This window comes from Jannaschia pohangensis (genome assembly GCF_900113875.1).
Taxonomy (GTDB): Bacteria; Pseudomonadota; Alphaproteobacteria; order Rhodobacterales; family Rhodobacteraceae; genus Jannaschia; species Jannaschia pohangensis.
The window spans coordinates 608,494-626,667 of sequence record NZ_FORA01000002.1 but is presented as its reverse complement, the minus strand read 5'-3'; the positions used below and the strand labels follow the sequence as shown (position 1 = coordinate 626,667).

19 protein-coding genes are annotated in these 18,174 nt (G+C 65.6%); 8 read left to right on the top strand and 11 right to left on the bottom strand.

Annotated elements, in window-relative coordinates; translation table 11 throughout:
* Positions 1-53 precede the first annotated feature (53 nt).
* The 3 genes from BM002_RS10190 to BM002_RS10180 all read right to left on the bottom strand — a co-directional run bounded on the left by BM002_RS10190 (position 54) and on the right by BM002_RS10180 (position 1,043).
* On the bottom strand, positions 54-314 hold the full coding sequence (locus BM002_RS10190; protein ID WP_092780072.1) for a hypothetical protein: 261 nt from the start codon (positions 312-314) through the stop codon (positions 54-56).
* Positions 311-643: a hypothetical protein gene (locus BM002_RS10185; protein WP_092780070.1), complete on the bottom strand. Its 333-nt coding sequence runs from the start codon at positions 641-643 to the stop codon at positions 311-313. Before BM002_RS10185 ends, BM002_RS10190 begins: the two co-directional genes overlap by 4 nt.
* An 82-nt stretch (positions 644-725) precedes the next feature.
* Complete coding sequence (locus BM002_RS10180; protein WP_092780605.1) at positions 726-1,043, bottom strand: DUF1244 domain-containing protein; 318 nt, start codon at positions 1,041-1,043, stop codon at positions 726-728.
* 255 nt (positions 1,044-1,298) lie between these two features.
* Here BM002_RS10180 and pyk point away from each other — a divergent pair, with 255 nt between their 5' ends.
* The 4 genes from pyk to rplT all read left to right on the top strand — a co-directional run bounded on the left by pyk (position 1,299) and on the right by rplT (position 3,767).
* Positions 1,299-2,744: a pyruvate kinase gene (gene pyk / locus BM002_RS10175; protein WP_092780068.1), complete on the top strand. Its 1,446-nt coding sequence runs from the start codon at positions 1,299-1,301 to the stop codon at positions 2,742-2,744.
* A gap of 1 nt (position 2,745) precedes the next feature.
* Positions 2,746-3,057 carry a hypothetical protein gene (locus tag BM002_RS10170; protein WP_092780066.1) on the top strand — a complete coding sequence of 104 codons (312 nt, stop codon included), beginning with the start codon at positions 2,746-2,748 and terminating at the stop codon, positions 3,055-3,057.
* 137 nt (positions 3,058-3,194) lie between these two features.
* On the top strand, positions 3,195-3,395 hold the full coding sequence (gene rpmI / locus BM002_RS10165; protein ID WP_092780064.1) for a 50S ribosomal protein L35: 201 nt from the start codon (positions 3,195-3,197) through the stop codon (positions 3,393-3,395).
* A gap of 12 nt (positions 3,396-3,407) precedes the next feature.
* On the top strand, positions 3,408-3,767 hold the full coding sequence (gene rplT, locus BM002_RS10160) for a 50S ribosomal protein L20 (RefSeq protein ID WP_092780062.1): 360 nt from the start codon (positions 3,408-3,410) through the stop codon (positions 3,765-3,767).
* A 54-nt stretch (positions 3,768-3,821) separates the two neighbouring features.
* On the opposite strand, the gene BM002_RS10155 is transcribed toward rplT, so the two are convergent.
* Complete coding sequence (locus BM002_RS10155; RefSeq protein WP_245749203.1) at positions 3,822-4,490, bottom strand: class I SAM-dependent DNA methyltransferase; 669 nt, start codon at positions 4,488-4,490, stop codon at positions 3,822-3,824.
* Positions 4,491-4,553: 63 nt separating this feature from the next.
* Between BM002_RS10155 and BM002_RS10150 the strand changes: the two genes are divergently transcribed.
* The 4 genes from BM002_RS10150 to BM002_RS10135 all read left to right on the top strand — a co-directional run bounded on the left by BM002_RS10150 (position 4,554) and on the right by BM002_RS10135 (position 8,369).
* Entirely contained in the window at positions 4,554-5,219 is a 666-nt protein-coding gene (locus BM002_RS10150; protein WP_092780060.1) for an SGNH/GDSL hydrolase family protein, read from the top strand.
* 77 nt (positions 5,220-5,296) lie between these two features.
* Positions 5,297-6,454, top strand: a complete 1,158-nt coding sequence (locus tag BM002_RS10145) for a sterol desaturase family protein (protein WP_175484864.1) — start codon at positions 5,297-5,299, stop codon at positions 6,452-6,454.
* A 63-nt stretch (positions 6,455-6,517) separates the two neighbouring features.
* Complete coding sequence (pheS, locus tag BM002_RS10140) at positions 6,518-7,582, top strand: phenylalanine--tRNA ligase subunit alpha (RefSeq protein ID WP_092780058.1); 1,065 nt, start codon at positions 6,518-6,520, stop codon at positions 7,580-7,582.
* A 55-nt stretch (positions 7,583-7,637) separates the two neighbouring features.
* Positions 7,638-8,369 (top strand): methyl-accepting chemotaxis protein, encoded by a 732-nt coding sequence (locus BM002_RS10135; protein ID WP_092780056.1) that lies wholly within the window; start codon positions 7,638-7,640, stop codon positions 8,367-8,369.
* On the opposite strand, the gene BM002_RS10130 is transcribed toward BM002_RS10135, so the two are convergent.
* From BM002_RS10130 to BM002_RS10100, 7 genes are all read right to left on the bottom strand, one after another.
* Positions 8,366-9,598 carry a lytic murein transglycosylase gene (locus tag BM002_RS10130; protein WP_092780054.1) on the bottom strand — a complete coding sequence of 411 codons (1,233 nt, stop codon included), beginning with the start codon at positions 9,596-9,598 and terminating at the stop codon, positions 8,366-8,368. The genes BM002_RS10135 and BM002_RS10130 overlap by 4 nt on opposite strands.
* A 41-nt stretch (positions 9,599-9,639) precedes the next feature.
* The gene (rnr, locus tag BM002_RS10125; RefSeq protein WP_092780052.1) at positions 9,640-11,871 is read right to left on the bottom strand and encodes a ribonuclease R; all 2,232 of its coding nucleotides are present in this window, start codon (positions 11,869-11,871) and stop codon (positions 9,640-9,642) included.
* Positions 11,872-11,900: 29 nt separating this feature from the next.
* Positions 11,901-12,929 carry a DNA recombination protein RmuC gene (locus tag BM002_RS10120; protein WP_092780050.1) on the bottom strand — a complete coding sequence of 343 codons (1,029 nt, stop codon included), beginning with the start codon at positions 12,927-12,929 and terminating at the stop codon, positions 11,901-11,903.
* Positions 12,926-14,704, bottom strand: coding sequence for a DNA mismatch repair endonuclease MutL (gene mutL / locus BM002_RS10115; RefSeq protein WP_245749202.1), 1,779 nt, complete (start codon positions 14,702-14,704; stop codon positions 12,926-12,928). Before mutL ends, BM002_RS10120 begins: the two co-directional genes overlap by 4 nt.
* Positions 14,705-14,776: 72 nt before the next feature.
* Positions 14,777-16,090, bottom strand: a complete 1,314-nt coding sequence (locus tag BM002_RS10110; RefSeq protein WP_175484863.1) for a M16 family metallopeptidase — start codon at positions 16,088-16,090, stop codon at positions 14,777-14,779.
* A complete protein-coding gene (locus BM002_RS10105) occupies positions 16,087-17,394 on the bottom strand; it encodes a M16 family metallopeptidase (protein WP_092780046.1) in 1,308 nt (435 codons plus the stop codon). Before BM002_RS10105 ends, BM002_RS10110 begins: the two co-directional genes overlap by 4 nt.
* 244 nt (positions 17,395-17,638) lie before the next feature.
* On the bottom strand, positions 17,639-18,151 hold the full coding sequence (locus tag BM002_RS10100; RefSeq protein ID WP_092780044.1) for a DUF3035 domain-containing protein: 513 nt from the start codon (positions 18,149-18,151) through the stop codon (positions 17,639-17,641).
* Positions 18,152-18,174 lie beyond the last annotated feature (23 nt).

The following is an 18,174-nucleotide window of genomic DNA, read 5'->3' as shown; positions in this document are numbered from 1 at the left end:
CTGTTAGGGGAGGGGACGGACAAGGGCAAGGTGCCGCTGCCCGTCGGACGGGGTCAGTCCCAACCCAGGATCACCTGAATGCGTTGCCGCGTGCGGATGTAGTTCGCGCCGTAAAGCGACCCGGCCCGTCCCTGCAGTTGCATGTGCAGCGCCGCGATCTGACGGGTGGTCAAGGTCGCAGCGTCGACGTGGTCGAAGCCGAAGACGTTCAGCCGATGTTGCACCGATGCGACCAGTTGCGCATTCGGGGCCGCCGCAGCGGGCGCGCCACCGAGCGTGACGGCCACCAGGAGTGCGGTCAGCGCCCCTTTCATCGGGTGAAGCGGTCGATGCCGCGTTGCAGAAGGCCGCGTCGCAGGACACCGCCGATCAGGTTGCGGGTATCGTTCCCCGAGCGGCCGGCATGAAGCAGGTTGTAGATATGCGCGACCTGCCCGCTCGACAGGGACCGCACGTCCACGTCTCGATAGCCGTAGCGCGGCAATTCGCGGGCGATCTCGCGTCGCAGGCCGCTCAGGCCGGCGGTCGAGGTGGCGCTTGTCGGGGCGTCGATGAACACACCTTGCGCCGAGAGCGTCGTCGGGGTGATGGCGAGCGCGACAAGGGCCGCGGCGGTCAGGGTCTGGATCGTTCGGACATTCATGACGAGGTCCTCCTTTACCCGATAGATAATGCGGCGACCGCAGAGGGCCAAATCATAACCTGTGACAGCTGCGTGACTGCTGTCAGCCGTCAGCCTTTCCCACGTTCCGTGCAAAGCTTTCGGTGAAGGCCGCCTGCTGGTCCGGCGTCGCTTCGGTTTGGTGCTGGGCCTTCCAGTCGTCGAAGGGCATGCCGTAGAACACCGTCCGGGCCTCGTCCTTGGTCATGTCGATGCCCTGCTCTGCCGCCGCCTCGCCGTACCAGCGCGACAGGCAGTTGCGACAGAAGCCCGCCAGGTTCATCAGGTCGATGTTCTGCGCGTCCGGGCGATCTTCCAGAAGGTGCTGGCGTAGCCGCCGGAAGGCCGCGGCTTCGATCTTGGTGCGGGTGTCGTCATCCATCGGAATCATCCTTTCGGGTCGGGTGCGCATGGGCCGCAGCGCCTGACACCACCCGAGATGGCCCCGCTGCCGCCCGGGATCAAGGCAAACCGCGATAAGTCTGGCCTTCGGATGCGGCATTCCGAATTGATCCGCTCTTGGCCCCTGCGAAAGCGTCGGCTAGCGTCCCCGCAAGGCAACGGCGCTGTTGCAGAACCCGACCCGAACGGGCAAGTGTGCGAGCGCTAACATATCCGAGCTAAGGAGCGCACCCGCATGAGACGCCATCGCAACGTCAAGATCGTCGCAACCCTCGGACCCGCGTCCAACGATTACGACACGATCCGCGCGCTGTTCGAGGCGGGGGCCGATGTGTTCCGCCTCAACATGAGCCATGGCGACCATGAAGATATCCGTGGCCGCCACAACATCATCCGCGACATCGAACGCGACACGGGTCGCCCAATCTGCATTCTGGCCGACCTTCAGGGGCCGAAGTTGCGCTGCGGTGTCTTTGCGGGCGAGTCCGCCGAGATCGAGGAGGGGCAGCCCTTCCGCTTCGATCTGGACGAGACACCCGGCGATGCGACCCGCGTGCAACTGCCCCACACCGAGATCTTCGAGGCGCTGAAGCCCGGCTCCACCCTGCTGGTCAACGACGGCAAATTGCGGCTGAAGGTCGAGGATTGCGGCCCCGACTTCGCCAATTGCACGGTGGTGACGGGCGGCACGATTTCGAACCGCAAGGGCGTGAACGTCCCCGATGTGGTGCTGCCGCTGGCGGCCCTGTCGGACAAGGACCGCAAGGATCTGGAATTCGTCTGCGAACTGGGCGTCGACTGGCTTGCCCTGTCCTTCGTGCAGCGCGCCGCCGACGTGGAGGAAGCGCGGGGCCTGGCCAAGGGTCGTGCCGCCATCCTCTCCAAGATCGAAAAGCCGGCCGCCGTCGAAGCCTTCGAGGAAATTCTCGCCGTGTCGGACGGCATCATGGTCGCGCGGGGCGACCTGGGCGTCGAATGCCCGGTCCACGCGGTGCCGCCGATCCAGAAGCGGCTGGTGCGCAAGTGTCGCGCTGCCGCCAAGCCGGTGATCGTGGCGACACAGATGCTCGAGTCGATGATTGACAGCCCGATGCCCACCCGGGCCGAGGTGTCGGACGTGGCGACCGCCATCTACGAAGGCACAGACGCGATCATGCTGTCGGCGGAATCGGCAGCGGGCAGCTATCCGATTCAGGCCGTCCAGACGATGAACAACGTCGCCATGGAAGTGGAATCCGACAGCACCTACCGCGACATCATCGAGGCCAGCCGCACCGCGAACCGGTCGTCGACCGCCGATGGCATCGTCGCCGCCGCCCGCGAAATCGCCGAGACGACGGACATCAAGGCGATCTGCGTGTTCTCGCATTCGGGGTCCACGGCCTACAAGGTCAGCCGCGAGCGCCCGCGCGTCCCGATCATCGCCCTGACCCCCGTCACGGTCACGGCGCGCCGCATGGTTCTGAGCTGGGGGTGCCATTGCGTGCTGACCCAACCGGTCGAGCGGTTCAAGCTGGCCGTTGTATCCGCCGTTCGGGCGGCCAAGGCGAATGGGTTCGCCGAAGCCGACGATCAGGTTGTCGTCATGGCGGGCATCCCCTTCAATCAGCCCGGGTCCACGAACATCCTGCGCGTCGCCCCATGTGACGAGCGGCTGATCTTCGGCGCCGACGCCGACTGAGATGGACTGGCTCGCCGCCGTCCTGTCTGACCTCTCGGACTGGTGGGCGGGCCTGCCGCCCGTGCCGGACCTTGGGCTTCCCGATCCGGGCGACGCAGCCGTCCTGACGGTCGTGGCCACCGTGGTGAGCGGTCTTGGCGTCACGGGGCTGTTCTCGGGATGGGCGGAACGGCGGTTTTCGGTCATCTCGCTCGGGTCGCTGATCCTGGGATTGGTTCTGTTCTTCTGGATCTGGGAAGTGAACCGCGAGGCCTTTGACTGGCTGTCGGTGCCCGAAGCCTTCGTCGAGATGGTCGCGCGGGTCCTGCGCTGAGGCGGCGGCCTATGCCGTTGCCGCCCCGTCGATCCGCCCCTTGCCAGCCCGGCGCATCCCCGCTACACGGCGCGCTCGAATACCCGCACGTCCGGCGATTGGGATGCCGAGTCGTGCGATGAAGAAGGAGACATGAAATGCCCAAGATGAAGACCAAGTCGAGCGCCAAGAAGCGCTTCAAGATCACGGCCGGGGGCAAAGTGCTCGCCGGTCAGGCCGGCAAGCGCCATGGCATGATCAAACGTACCCGCAAGTTCATCCGTGATGCCCGTGGCACCACGACCCTGTCCGCCCCTGATGCCAAGATCATCAAGGGCTTCATGCCCTACGATCGATAAGGAGGAGATAGCATGAGCCGCGTAACCTCCGGTAAGGTCACCCACGCCCGTCACAAGAAGGTCCTGACTGCTGCGAAAGGCTATTATGGCCGTCGCTCCACGACCTTCAAGGTCGCCGCACAGGCCGTCGACAAGGCGAACCAATACGCCACCCGCGACCGCAAGAATCGCAAGCGCAACTTCCGCGCCCTGTGGATCCAGCGGATCAACGCCGCCGTCCGCGCCCACGATGCCGACATGACCTATTCGCGTTTCATCAACGCGCTGTCGAAGGCCGGGATCGAGGTCGACCGCAAGGTTCTGGCCGATCTGGCCGTGCATGAGCCCGAGGCCTTTGCGGCCATCGTGGATCAGGCCAAGGCTGCCGCGTAAGCGACGCATCACGACTTTCGAAGGGGCCGTCCGCTGGGGCGGCCCTTTTTCGTTTCAGCCCGCGTTTCGCAGGCGGGCAAGCCAGATGGTCTGCTGATTGCAGACCGGGTCTTCGACGACATGGCGCATCACATCGAACCCGTTCCGGTCGAGCAACGCGCGGTATTCGGCGGGATCGAGGCTGCCGTGATAGAGCGGTTCACCCTCAAACTGCCCGATGACCTCTCCGTGACCCGTTCCGCTGGTGAACATCAGGACCGCGCCGGTCGCCGCATGTCGTCGAAAGATGGGAAACATCCGGCGCTGATCCTCGGGGGTGAGGTGGAAGAAGCTGTTCCACGCCAGAATGCCGTCAAATCGCGTCCCGAGGTCCAGGGTGCGCATGTCCGCGATGTGCCACTCCGCGTCCGCCACGGTCTGTGCCGCGATGGCGAGCAGTTCGGGCGAGGTATCGACCCCCGTCACGGTTGCGCCACAGGCCAGAAAATAGCGCGCGACCGGATCGCCGGAGCCACAGCCAAGATCGAGGATCGAGGGCGATTGCGGCAGATGTCCCAGAAACCTGTCGAGCCACAGCTTTTCCGCCCCGAGCCGCGTGCGACGCCTGGCCCAGGCCTCTGCGTGGCGGCGATAGAGCCCTATGATCTGCTGATCGGCAGTAGCCATGCCGCAGAGGATACCGGCAACGCAGCCAAGCTCAAGGGACGCGGCGTCGACCCGCATCCCGGTTGAAACCCATTCGGTTCGGCGCAAGTTGACCGGAAGACCCACGTCACCGGAGTTCCCATGCGCCTTCTTACCCTTCTGCCCCTGATCCTGACCGCCTGCGTCGCGGCGACCCCGCCGTCGGACCGCGCCATCCTGGCCATCGGGGACAGCATCATGGCCTGGAACGGCAACCAGGGCATTCCCGAGGTCGTCGGCCAGACGCTGAACCGCCCCGTGGTGGATGGCGCGCAATCGGCGGCGCATGTGACGAACCCGAACGGGGCGGCGGCGGCCCTCGGCTTTGACATCACCCGACAGTGGCGGGGCGGCGATTGGGACTGGGTCATCCTGACCGGGGGCGGCAACGATATCCGCCCGACCTGCGCCACACCCGCTGCGGCCGCGACGCGCGATGGCCTGATCGGGCCGCGGTTGACGGGCGACATCCCGAACCTGATCGCGACGATCCGGGCCAGCGGCGCGAAGGTGCTTTTCGTCGGCTACTATGATGGGGCTGAAGCGGCGGCGACCGGGTTCACGCCCTGCCAACCCGAGTTCGACATCATGAACAGACGCTTCGCAGAGCTGGCGGCGCGCGATCCGGGGCTTGTCTTTCTCGACGCGGGCGATGTGATCGACGCCTCGGACCGCTCGCTTTATGCGCGCGACCTGATCCACCCGAGCCCGCGCGCCTCTGCCCTGATCGGCCGCGCCGTGGCACGGGCGATTCAGGCGGCGGAATAAGCACGTCCATCTCGTTGTTTTCCTTCTTTTCGCCGTAAGGATGTGACTGTCTGGCGCCGTTGATACGGAGACAGGCCATGGCGATCCTTAAGGCCCTGAAAGCACAGCTGGAAATGCCCCGCGACCAGAGACCCCTGGGAAGCGGGTGGTTGTCCGGATCGCTTGCCCTCGTCGCCGCCCTTGCCGGCCTGCTGCTGGTGCTTGTCCGCTGGTATCCCGAAACCCTGTCCTATCCGGAACTCGCCATGCTGCACGAAGGCGGGCTGACGCTGGTGGTCCTGCGTGGTGTCCTCTTGGCGGGCTATGCGCTCGCCCTCGTGTCGCTGATCCTCAGTCGCCAGAAGACGCTCGGGTGGACCGCCCTCGGGGTCTCGGTCCTTGCCTCGCTCATGGCGACGCATACACCGCAGGGTGGCCCCGCGATCAGCCTCTATTTCGGTCTCGACTATTTCATCGTGAACGTTCTGGTCATCGGTTTCCTTTTCATCCCGCTGGAGCGCATGTTCCCGGCGCGGGGCGATCAGACCGTCCTGCGCGCCGAATGGCAGGAAGACATGTTCTATTATCTCGTCAGCTCGATGCTGGTGCAGATCTTCAATTTCGTCACCCTGACCCCGGCCAACTACGTGAACGCCAGCTTCGCCCTGGACGATATCCGCAGCTATATCACCGACCTGCCGTTCTGGGTTCAGGTCGCCTTCATCATGCTGGCGACGGATTTCGTGCAATATTGGGTCCACCGGGCCTTTCATACCTTCCCGTTCCTGTGGAACTTCCACGCGATCCACCATTCGACCAAGAAGATGGATTGGCTTGCCGGGGCGCGGATGCATTTCGCCGAGATCATGATCCTGCGCAGTTTCAGCGCCTTGCCGATGCTGACGCTTGGCTTCCGGCCCGAAGCGATTCAGGGCTATCTGTTGGTGGTCTATTTCTACTCCAGTTTCATCCATTCCAATATTGGCTGGAACTTCCGGGGTCTGGAACGCTTCTTCGTGACGCCGCGCTTTCATCACTGGCACCATGGCAGCGACCGGGATGCGATCGACATCAACTATGCCTCGCATTTCCCGATTTATGACTGGCTTTTCGGCACGCACCATCTGCCCAAGGACGCCTGGCCCGAGGCTTACGGCGTTGTCGGCGATACCGTCCCGCGCGGCTATTGGCGGCAGTTCCTCTATCCGCTGGCCAAACGCTGGCGGAAAGGTCCGGGCAACGTCCCGGGCGAGTAACCGCACCTTCCCTTCGCCGCGCGCAAGTCGTATGGCCTGCGCCAAGCAGAAAAGAGGTGCACGATGAACGATCTGCGCGAGAAATACCTGGGTCAGATCCTCGCCGCCGCCGATGAGAGCGCCCTCGAAGACGTTCGCCTGGCTGCCGTCGGCAAGAAGGGTGAGATCGCGCTGAAAATGCGCGAGCTTGGCAAGATGTCTCCCGAGGAGCGTCAGCAGGTCGGCCCCGCCCTGAACGCCCTCAAGGACGAGATCAATTCCGCCCTTGCCGCCCGCAAGGCCGGGCTCGAGGATGCGGCGCTGGACGAACGTCTGCGCGCCGAATGGCTGGACGTGACCCTGCCCGTGCGGGCGCGTCGCCAAGGCAGCATCCATCCCGTCAGTCAGGTCACCGAAGAAGTTACGGCGATCTTTGCCGACATGGGGTTTGCCGTCGCCGAAGGACCGCAGATCGAGACCGACTGGTACAATTTCGACGCGCTCAACATTCCCGGCCATCACCCGGCACGGGCCGAGATGGACACCTTCTACATGGCGCGCGCCGATGGTGACAACCGGCCGCCCCATGTGCTGCGGACCCACACCAGCCCCGTTCAGATACGGTCGATGGAAGCGCAGGGCGCCCCGATCCGCACCATCTCGCCGGGTCGGGTGTATCGCGCCGACTATGACCAGACGCATACGCCGATGTTCCACCAGGTCGAGGGGATGGCCATTGACCGCGACATTTCCATGGCCAACCTGAAATGGTGCCTCGAGGAATTCTGCCGTGCCTTCTTCGAGGTCGATGCGATCGAACTGCGCTTCCGGGCCTCGCATTTTCCTTTCACCGAACCCTCGGCCGAGGTCGACATCCGGTGCAGTTGGGAGGGCGGGACGCTGAAACTCGGTGAAGGCGACGACTGGATGGAGATCCTGGGGTCCGGCATGATGCACCCCAAGGTTCTGGCTGCTGGCGGCATCGACCCCGCAGAGTGGCAGGGGTTCGCCTTCGGGATGGGCATCGACCGGATCGCGATGCTGAAATACGGCATTCCCGATCTACGGGCCTTTTTCGACAGCGATTTGCGCTGGCTTCGCCACTACGGCTTTTCTGCATTGCAGGCCCCGGCGCGCCACGCGGGTTAAGGGAATCGCAAGAGATCGGATGGTATCGGGGCGGTGAAACGAAAGGATCGCCCCGATGAACATGATGACCCCAACCGCCGGGGTGGCGGCCGCGCCCACGCATTCCATGATCGCCGAGAAAGTGCCGGCGCTTGTCGCCCTTCTGGGACCGTGCCGTAGCCATGCCCTCACCATCGGGATTCTGGCAGTTTCCTGCGCAACGGCAGAGACCGAGGCCGAACGTGACGCCCTTTGGAAAGAACTGCACGAGTTTCAGAAATCCTATGCCGCCGCCATCGCCGAGAAGATCAAGGTCGCGCCATTTCTTGGGTCAATTGATGAAATTGCGGTCCAAAGACGGGTCGTGACCGGCTTCGTCGACGATCTCAAGGCCCTGCCCTCAACCCCGCAAGAGTTGACGCGCGCCAAGGCGCTGGACCTTTGTCACCATGCGCGAACGGCCGTCTTGCCCGCCATCTACTTCATCATCGATGTTCTGACCAAATATGCGGACGAAGACGCCAATTCGCGCATGATGCAGATGGGCGAAAAGGCGGCGATGGTCGATGGAATGCTCACCGAAATGGTGCGGATCGGCCGGATGATCGGTCTGATCTCGATCAATGCTTCGGTCGAAGCGGCCCGTGCGGGCGGCGAATCCGGGCGCGCCTTTCAGGTGATCGCGGAAGAGGTTCGCAGCCTTGCCCGACAGTCTTCGGATGTTTTGGACCGCATGAAACGCCGCATGGCCGAAGACCGGAACGATCAAGGGGCGGCCAATCGCAGGGCAGGCAATATCCGCCGCTAGTTGGACGACTGCTCGCGCAGCATCTGCAGAAGGTCAACATTGACATAGCCATCGGCGGGCAAGCTGTTGGCGGCTTGCCAACGTTGGATCGCGTCGAGCGTGTCCGGCCCGATCTTGGCATCGATCTTGAGCGGATCGAACCCGAGGTCGCGCAGCAGGATCTGAAGGTCGATCCGTTCGTCATAGCTCAGCGCCCGGTCCGCGTCGGGCCATCCGGCCGCAATCGCGGGGCCTCCGGCCAGGCGGTCAGCCAGGTGGCCGACGGCGATCACATAGGCGTCGGCGGTGTTGTAGCGTTCGATCACCATGAAATTGCCGAAGGTGACGAAGGCCGCGCCGTTGTGCCCCGCCGGAACGCGGATCGAGGCGGGGCCGCCCTGCGGGACCGGGTCGCCCGAAACCGTCCGGACACCAAGTGCTGTCCACTCATCCGGCGACTTGACCACACGCTCTCCGGTCAGACGAAAATCGAACCCCGCGGGCAGGACAACTTCGGCCCCCCAAGGCTGCCCCTTCGTCCAGCCAAACGCTTTCAGATAGGCGGCGGTCGAGGCGAGGGCGTCTATGGGATCACGACCCCAGATGTCGCGCCGCCCGTCCCCGGTGAAATCGACAGCATGCTCCTGGTAAGACGTCGGCATGAATTGCGTGTGCCCCATGGCGCCCGCCCAACTGCCACGCATGGCCGCCACGGATGCTTCACCCGTTTGCAGAATGCGCAGGGCGTCCAGAAGTTGCGCCTCGAAAAAGTCGCCCCGCCGCGAATCGGATGCGAGCGTCGCGAGGGCCGACAGGGTCGAAACATCGCCCCGGACCGCGCCGTAGCTGCTCTCGAGCCCCCAGATCGCGGTCACGATTTCCATCTCGACGCCGAATTCCGCCTCGATCGCGGTGAGGGCGGCGCGGTGCGTCTCGATGGATTTGCGCCCGCTGCGAATCCGTTCGTCGCTGACCGCCGTGGCCAGGTATTCCCAGATCGTCTTGGTGAACTCCGACTGCCGCCGGTCCAGCCGGATCACGTCGGGAAGGTAGGAGATATCGGCGAAGGCACGGTCGAGTACCGCGTCCTCGATGCCCGCACCGCGCGCGCGCGCCCGGAACGCATCCAGCCAAGCGGGGAATCCGTCGACCCCCACCTCGACCAATTCCGGTCGCGGGGCGGGGCGGTCCTGCGCCTGGGCCGGACAGGTCGAGCAGAGAAGGGCAACGCAAATCAGGAAACGGTTCATGATCCGATCCTAGCCGACCCGAGCGCGGTGACCAGACCCGATCACTTGCGCCGTCTCGGGGCCTTCTTGAACTTGCGCTTGGGGGGACCACCGCGCTTGCCGGACTTGGGCCGCCCGCGCGGACGCATCGGCTCTCCCTCGAGCGACAAAAGCTCCAACACCAGGCCGCCGGTCACCGGAATCGCTTCGGCCAGCCGCACCGTGACCCGTTGCCCCAGACCGATGACCATCCCGCTGTCGGTGCCCGTCAGAACCTGATCGTCGCGGTCAAAGCGAAAGTATTCCGCCCCGAGCGAGCGCACCGGGATCAAGCCATCGGCCCCCGTCTCGTCCAGTTTCACAAACACGCCGAAGGCCTGCACGCCTGAAATGCGACCCGCGAAATCGGCGCCGACCTTGTCCGCCAGAAAGGCCGCAAGATACCGGTCGTTGGTGTCGCGCTCTGCGATCATCGACCGGCGTTCCGCCTCGCTGATGGCCTTGGCGGTCGCGTCCAGGTTCTCGATATCCCAGGCGCTCAACCCGTCGTCACCCCACCCATGCGCGGTGATCAGCGCGCGGTGCACGATCAGGTCGGCATAGCGCCGGATGGGCGAGGTGAAATGCGCATAGCTGCGCAGGGCCAATCCGAAATGCCCCATGTTCTGCGCGCCATAATAGGCCTGCGTCATGGCCCGGAGCGTCGACATCGAGATCAGTTCCGATAGCTCCGTCCCGGCGGCATCATGGAGCAGCTTGTTCAGGGTGGCCGTCCGCATGACCTGCCCCTTGGCCAGAGCGAAACCGCTGGCCTGCGCCGTCTCGCGCAGGGCGTCGATCCGGTCGGCCTCCGGCTCCTCGTGGACGCGGTAGAGGAGCGGGGTGCGCAAACGCTCCAGTTCCTCTGCTGCGGCGACATTGGCGAGGATCATGAACTCCTCGATAAGCCGGTGCGCATCGCGTCGGTCGCGGAAGGCGACGGATGTGACGGTGCCGTCGTCATCCAGCACGATCTTGCGTTCCGGCAGGTCCAGATCCAGCGGCTGCCGCCGGTCCCGCGCCAGTTTCAGGGCCTCGTAGGCCGCGTAAAGCGGGCGCAAAACGCCGTCGAGCAAGGGCGCGGTCTTGTCGTTGGCGGTGCCGTCGATGGCGTCCTGTACCTCGTCGTAGTGCAGGCTGGCGCGCGATGTCATCAGCCCGCGCAGATGGCGGTGACTGATCTTCTCTCCCGCCGCGTTGATGACGATGCGAACGGCAAGACAGGCGCGTTCCACATGTTCGTGCAGCGAACAGAGGTCACCGGACAGGGCGTCGGGCAACATCGGCACGACGCGATCCGGGAAATAGGTCGAATTGCCGCGCGCCCGAGCCTCGACGTCCAGCGCGCTGCCGGGTGTCACGTAATGCGCGACATCCGCGATGGCGACCCAGATGATATGGCCGCCGGGGTTCGCCGGATCGTCGTCGGGTTGCGCAAAGCAGGCGTCGTCGCGGTCGCGCGCATCGGCCGGGTCGATGGTGATCAGCGGCAGATCGCGCAGGTCGGTGCGGTCGCCAAGGGGCGCAGGCGTGGCCGCTTCGGCCTCGGCCAGGGCGTCGGCGGGGAAGCTGTCGCGCAACCCGTGCTGGTGGATCGCAATCAGGCTGACCGCTTTGGCCGCCCCCGGATCGCCCAGTCGTTTCGTGATCTTGGCCCGGGGCAGACCCATGCGCGCCTTCGGCCCCGCTTGCTCGGCTTCGACCAATTCGCCGTCGCGGGCCCCGTCCGTCGCACCGGCGGGGACGATCCAATCCTTGTCGTTGCCCTTGTCGATAGGCTGAATGCGCCCGCCTTCGGAGGTTGCGCGGAACACGCCGAGGATCTGCTGCGGCCCGGTCGACAGCCTGCGGATCAGGCGGCCTTCATGGCTGTGATCGGCGTCCTTGATCTCGGTCAGGCGGGCCAGCACGCGGTCGCCCGGGGCCAGGGCCGGATCGCCGTCTTTGGGCACGAAGAGGATACGCGGCTCGGGCCCGTCTCCCGTCCAGTCGTGGGGGCCCAGAAACAGGTCGCCATCGGCGTCCGTGCCGACGACGCGCACGACGGCGACCGGCGGCAATCGCTCCGGATCGTCGTAAGAACGTTTGCGCTTGGTCAGATGGCCCTCGGCCTCCAGCTCTCGCAGGATGCGCTTCAGGTCGATCCGGGCCGCGCCCTTGATGCCGAAGGCCTTGGCGATGTCGCGTTTGGAGGTGAGGGCCGGATTGTCGGAAATCCACTGAAGGATATCGGCCTTGGTGGGAAGCTGGCTCATGGCGCTGCGCCTAGCATGGTCGATCGGGCTTAGCCACGGCGGATCACCGGGGCGAGGCGTGGGCGCTCGGGCTCCTTGGCGAAGTCGAAGGCCTCCAGCTTGTCGGCACGCTTGCCCGCCCGTTCGGCGGCGACGGTCAGCCCCTCCACGTCGCGGCGGGCCTGATCGAAATGGGTCGACAGCTTAGCCGCCCGCTCGCCGATCAGCTCGACATCGCGGTGCAGCGCGGCGAGGGCCTGGCGGATCTCGCCTGCCTGTTCGCGCATCCGGTGGTCTTTGAGGATCGCGCGCAACGTGTTGAGCGTCGCCATGCAGGTCGTGGGCGAGACGATCCAGACCCGCAGGGCGAACCCCTCGCGCACGACTTCGGCATGGTTGGCGTGAAGTTCGGCATAGATCGCCTCGGACGGCAGGAACAGGCAGGCTCCCTCCGCCGTTTCACCGGGCAGGATGTAGCGGTCGGCGATGGCGCGGATGTGGGTGCGCACGGACGCGCGGAAGGCGGTGACGGCGCGCGCATCCTTGGGGTCGGAGATCAGCGCCTCATAGGCCTCGAGCGGGAACTTGGCGTCGATGACCAGCGGTCCGGGCGGGTCGGGCATGTGGATCAGGCAATCGGCCCGCCGCCCGTTCGACAACTGGGCCTGCCAGGTGAACCCATCGGGCGGCAGCGCCTTGGTCACCAGGTCGCGGAGCTGGATTTCCCCGAAGGCGCCGCGCGTCTGCTTGTTCGACAGGATGTCCTGCAGGCCGAGGACATCGCCCGAAAGCGCCTCGATCTTCTGTTGGGCGGCGTCGATGACGGCCAGCCGCTCCTGCAACGCGCCCAGGGTCTGAGCCGTGCGGGCGGCACTTTCGCCCAGGGCCGCGCCGACCTGTGTCTCGGCCCGGTGGTGCGCCTGGGTCAGGCCGGCAAGCCCGCCCGTCAACTGCGCCTGCGCATGGGTCAGATCGCGCAGGCGGGACGTCACGGACCACAGAACCGCTAGCAGGATCAGCAGGACAATCCCGCCGAACAGGGCGGCCAAGGTGGTCGGATCGGCCAGGTTCAGCGTCATGTGCGACCGAACAACCGTTCGATATCGGAAAGCCTCAGTTCGACATAGGTCGGTCGCCCGTGGTTGCACTGGCCGGAGTTCGGCGTCGTCTCCATCTCGCGCAGCAGGGCGTTCATTTCGGGCGCGGACATGCGGCGACCCGACCGGACCGACCCGTGACAGGCCATCCGGCTCAGGATCGCGTCGAGCCGGGATTGCAGCGACAGCGGGTCCGCACCATCGCTCTCCTCCAGTTCGTCGAGGATATCGCGGATCAATACCTCGGCCGATACGTTGCCCAGGATCGCCGGCGTCTCGCGGACCGCGACCGTGCCGGGGCCGAAGGGTTCCAGCGACAGGCCAAGGCGGGACAGGTCCAGCGAGAGCAGCAGATCGGCCATAGGCCCGACCTCGACCACATCGGGGATCAGGAGGGCCTGGGCGACAACACCCCGGTCGCGCATCTGGGCCTTCAGCTGCTCATAGACCAGGCGTTCGTGGGCGGCGTGCTGATCGACGATCACGATCCCGGTTTCGGTCTGCGCGATGATCCAGTTTTCGTGCAACTGCGCGCGCGCGGCCCCGAGCGGGGCCGACGTGGCGGCATCGTCGGGCGCGACCGAGTCTTCCATCCGGGCCGACGGCGCTTCGGAGAAGCCGGGCATCTGGGCCGAATAGGATGCGGCGCGCGCCTGCTGACTGGGCCTGTCCATCTGATAGACGGGGGCTGTGGGGCGTCCGGGGCGCATCGCACCCAAGGTGGCTTCGGCGGTGGTCGTCGCACTGCGGTGGCCCGCGCCCGCCAAGGCATGGCGCAGGCCCGAGACGATCAGGCCCCGTACGATGCCAGCGTCGCGAAACCGCACCTCGGTCTTGGCGGGGTGGACATTGCAGTCGACCAGTTCGGGATCACAGGTCACGAAAAGAGCGGCGACGGCATGTCGGTCGCGCGCCAGCACGTCGACATAGGCCCCGCGCAGGGCGCCGGTCAGCATCTTGTCCCGGACCGGGCGGCCATTGACGAAGAGATACTGGCTGACCGAATTGCCCTTGGAATAGGTCGGCAGGCCCGCCAGCCCGGTCAAACGGAAGCCGTCGCGTTCCGCATCGATGGACATCGCGTTGTCGGTAAACGCCCGTCCCAGGATCGCGGCCATCCGTCCGGTCATGTCGGCGGCGGCATCGGCGCGGAACAGGATCCGTTCACCGCCGTCGCTGATGTCGCGCAGGGCGAAGGCGACGCCCGGTTCCGCCATGGCGAGACGGCGGATCACGTCGGTGACCGCCATCGTCTCGGAGCGTTCGGATTTCAGGAATTTCAGCCGGGCGGGCGTGGCATGGAACAGGTCGCGCAATTCGACGACGGTGCCCTGGCGCAGGGCGGCGGGCCGTGGAGCATCGATTCGCCCGCCGGAGACGTGGATGGTGGCGGCCCCGTCGCTGCCCTGGGCGCGCGACGTGATGGTCAGGCGGCCGACCGCCCCGAGGGACGGCAGGGCCTCGCCCCGGAAACCAAAGGAATGGATGTTGAGAAGGTCGCTGCCGTCGATCTTGCTGGTCGCATGGCGGGACAACGCCATGGGAAGGTCGTCGGGATCGATCCCGTGGCCGTCGTCGGTGACCCGGATCAGGGTGCGCCCGCCGTCGGCGATGTCGACGGTGACGCGGGTCGCGCGGGCATCGAGCGCGTTCTCGACCAGTTCCTTGACCGCCGACGCGGGGCGCTCGACCACCTCGCCCGCGGCGATGCGATTGACGGCCCCCTCGTCCAGTTGACGGATGCGGGGAAGGATCATATTGCGGTCGTTTGCGCCCATGCCACGAAACCTAGCATGGGCGCCGCCGATTCTGCCAGAGTCAGCCGTCGATCAGAAGCTGCCGCTTTCAAGGTCGTTGGGCTGCCCGACCACGACGAAATGCAGGTCGTCGGACCGCAGCAGGCGGGCCGCGACACGTTTGATGTCGTCGAGGGTCACTGCATCGACCCGGTCGTTGCGGGTGGCGATATAGTCGGGCGATAGGCCCAGGGTCTGCATGCCCGCCAAGATCGACGCGATCCGGCTGTTGCCGTCGAACCGCAAGGGATAGGCACCGGTCATATAGGTCTTGGCGGTGTCCAACTCCGCCTCGGTCATCCCTTCGGCGGCCATCCGGGCCCATTCCTCGCGTACGAGGGCGATGGCTTCGGCGGTCTTGTCGTTGGACGAGGAGAATTGGCCCAGAAACTGCTCGGCCAGATCGTTGGACGCCAGGTAAGTGCCGATGCCATAGGTCAGCCCGCGCTTTTCGCGCACCTCGGTCATGAGCCGCGAGGCAAAGCCACCGCCGCCGAGCACTTGGTTCAGAAGGGCGGCCGGGAAATAGTCCGGATCATCGAAGGCGATGCCCTCATGTCCGAACAGGACGACCGACTGCGGCGACGGGAAATCGACCACGGTGATGCCGCCACCAAGACGGTAGTCCGCGCGACCGACGGGAACGCCGTCAAAGGTCGGCAGGTCGCCAAGAAGGTGGTCCAGGAGCGGGCCAAGCTCTTCGGCGCTGATGTCGCCGGTCACGCCGACAACGACGCGGTCACGGGTCAGGGCGCGAGCATGTGCCTGGCGCAGGTCGTCAATGGACAGCGCGGCAACGGTCTCGGGCGAACCTTCGATCGGTGTGCCATAGGGGTGGCCCGGAAAGGCCAGACCGGCCAGCGTCTTGCCCGCGATCTCTTCGGGGTCGCGCGCGTCGGCGGCAAGACCGGCCAGAACCTGTTCGCGCACCCGTTCGACCGCCACGGGATCGAACGTCGGATCCAGCAGGGCATCGCGCAGCAGGTTGACGCTGGCATCCCTGTTTTCCGTCAGGAATTGAAGGCTGACCGAAACCGTGTCGCTGTTGGCGTCGAATTCGATCACGGTGGCCAGCGCTTCGGCGGCCTCGGCGTATTCCTGGTTGTTGCGCTCACCGGCACCTTCTTCCAGCAGGCCCATCATCAGATAGGTCGCACCGCGCTTTTCCGGTGCATCTTCGTTTGCACCCCCGTTGAACCGGATATCCATCGCGACGAAGGGAATCGAACGCTCCTCGACCAGCCAGGCGGTGATGCCACCGGGCGAGGTGACGACCTGGATGTCGACCGCGGCCATGGCCTTGAGGGGCATCATGAGCGCGAAAAGGGCAAGGATCAGGCGGATCATTGGTCGGCCTCCGAAGTGGCTGGGGCAGGTTTGGACAGGTACCCGGTCACGGAGCGCGCCGGATCGAACAACCGACGGGCGGCGGCGAGGATGTCGTCTTCGGTCACCGCCTCGAGGGCGCGGGGCCAGTCGGCGACGTCCTGAACCGTGAGGCCCGACGTGACCGCCACGCCATAGGTGCGGGCGCGGCCCTGCAGGCTGTCGCGGCCATAGATTTCCGCGGCTCTGACCTGCGTCTTGATGCGGTCCAGCTGAGCGGCATCGATCCCGTTTTCGAGGATTGAGTCGATCATGCGGTCGATGTCCGCCTCCGCCTCCTCGAGCGAACGTCCGGGCGTCGGCATGACCAGAAGCCCAAAGGTCGTGTCATCCAGCTGAACCCCGTCGTAGAATGCGGAGGTGTAGAGCGCGACGCTCTCTTCCTGTTCCAGCACGCGGCCCATCAGGGACGTCGCGGAGGATCCGCCCAGAACCTCGGCCAGGATGGTCAGGGCCGCGGCCTCGGCCTGATCACCGGCATCGCGTTCCGGGGCCAGATAGGTGCGCAGGACGTAAGGGTTGGATACACGTTCGTCGGCCATTTCGAGGTGTCGCGCGCTGATCTGCGGCGGCTCGCTCGGGCGGGTCCGTTCCGGCAGGTCGATTGTCGGCTCAAGGGGGCCGTAGTGCTCTTCCGCCAAGGCGCGCACCTCTTCCGGGGTGACATCGCCCGCGACGATCAGCGTGGCGTTGTTGGGCGCATAATACGTGCGATAGAAGGCCAGTGCGTCTTCCCGCGTCAGCCCCTCCATCTCGTGACGCCATCCGATGATCGGGATGCCGTAGGGATGGTTCAGGTACTGGGCCGCCGTCCGCATCTCGCCAAAGAGGGCGTTCGGACTGCTGTCGGTGCGTTGCGCGCGTTCTTCCAGGATGACCTGCCGTTCGGTGGCGACCTCGTCCTCGGTCAGGATGATGTCGCGCATCCGGTCGGCTTCCATCTTCATCATCAGGCCCAGGCGGTCCGACGCGACGCGCTGAAAATAACCGGTGTAATCCTGGCTGGTGAAGGCGTTGTCGGTGCCGCCCTGCGCCTCGACCGTGCGGCTGAACTCGCCCGCCTCCATGTCGTCGGTGCCCTTGAACAGCAGGTGTTCGAGGAAATGGGCGATGCCAGATTTGCCCAAGGGCTCGTCCGCGGCGCCGACATCATACCAGAGCATGTGGACCACGACGGGGGCGCGGCGATCTTCGATCACGATGGCCTCCAACCCGTTGTCGAGCGTGAAGGTCGTCACGGAGTCGTCCGCGACGGCCGGCGACATCGCCGGGATGGTCAGGGCAAGGCACGCGGCTTTCAGGACGTTACGCAAGGGCTTCCTCCATGGATGACGTCCCCCTCAGATACGAAGTCGGACCGAAATTTCAAATGTGCCCATCGTCACATGGGCGTGTAGTCGGATGCGCGGCAGTCACCCGGCGACGGATGGGTCGCGCACGACGGCGTTTTCGTCGGTCGTGTCGCAAGCGGAAAGGGCGGGTCGCACCACGCGATCGTCCGCCGGTTCATCAGCGTGTCGATTCCGGGTTCGGCGGTGCTGCGACGGTGCGGATGCCGGCCCGGCGCAGACGGTAGAGTTCGGCGTATTGGTCCAGCGACTGGCGGCGATAGGCCTTGAAGTAGACGTTCACGTTGAACACCCGCTCCAGCAGACGACCGTCGTTCTTGCGGCGGAACTCCAGGTCTTCGGCGGCCAGCTGGCCGCGGATACCCTGCTGGACGCCGTAGCGCGACACGGCCGCGACAAGTGGACCATCGGCCCCGACGCCGCGATCCGGATTGCCACCAAGTGCCGCGATCGCATCGGCCTGCGGCGCGCGATCAGTGCGGTTGGCGCCGCCCGGGGTCGGCGGTGGCAAGGCGGTCAGATCCGGGGGTGTTTCCAGCGGCTTGGTCGGCAGGATCGAGAATTCGTCGGGCGTCCGGTCGGCCTTGCGAATGTTGAACAGGGTCGGATTGGCCCGCTCGCACGCACCGAGCGACAGCATCAGAACCGCTGCAATTGTCATCCGTCCGATCATGCGACCTGCCCTCGCCCTGCTGG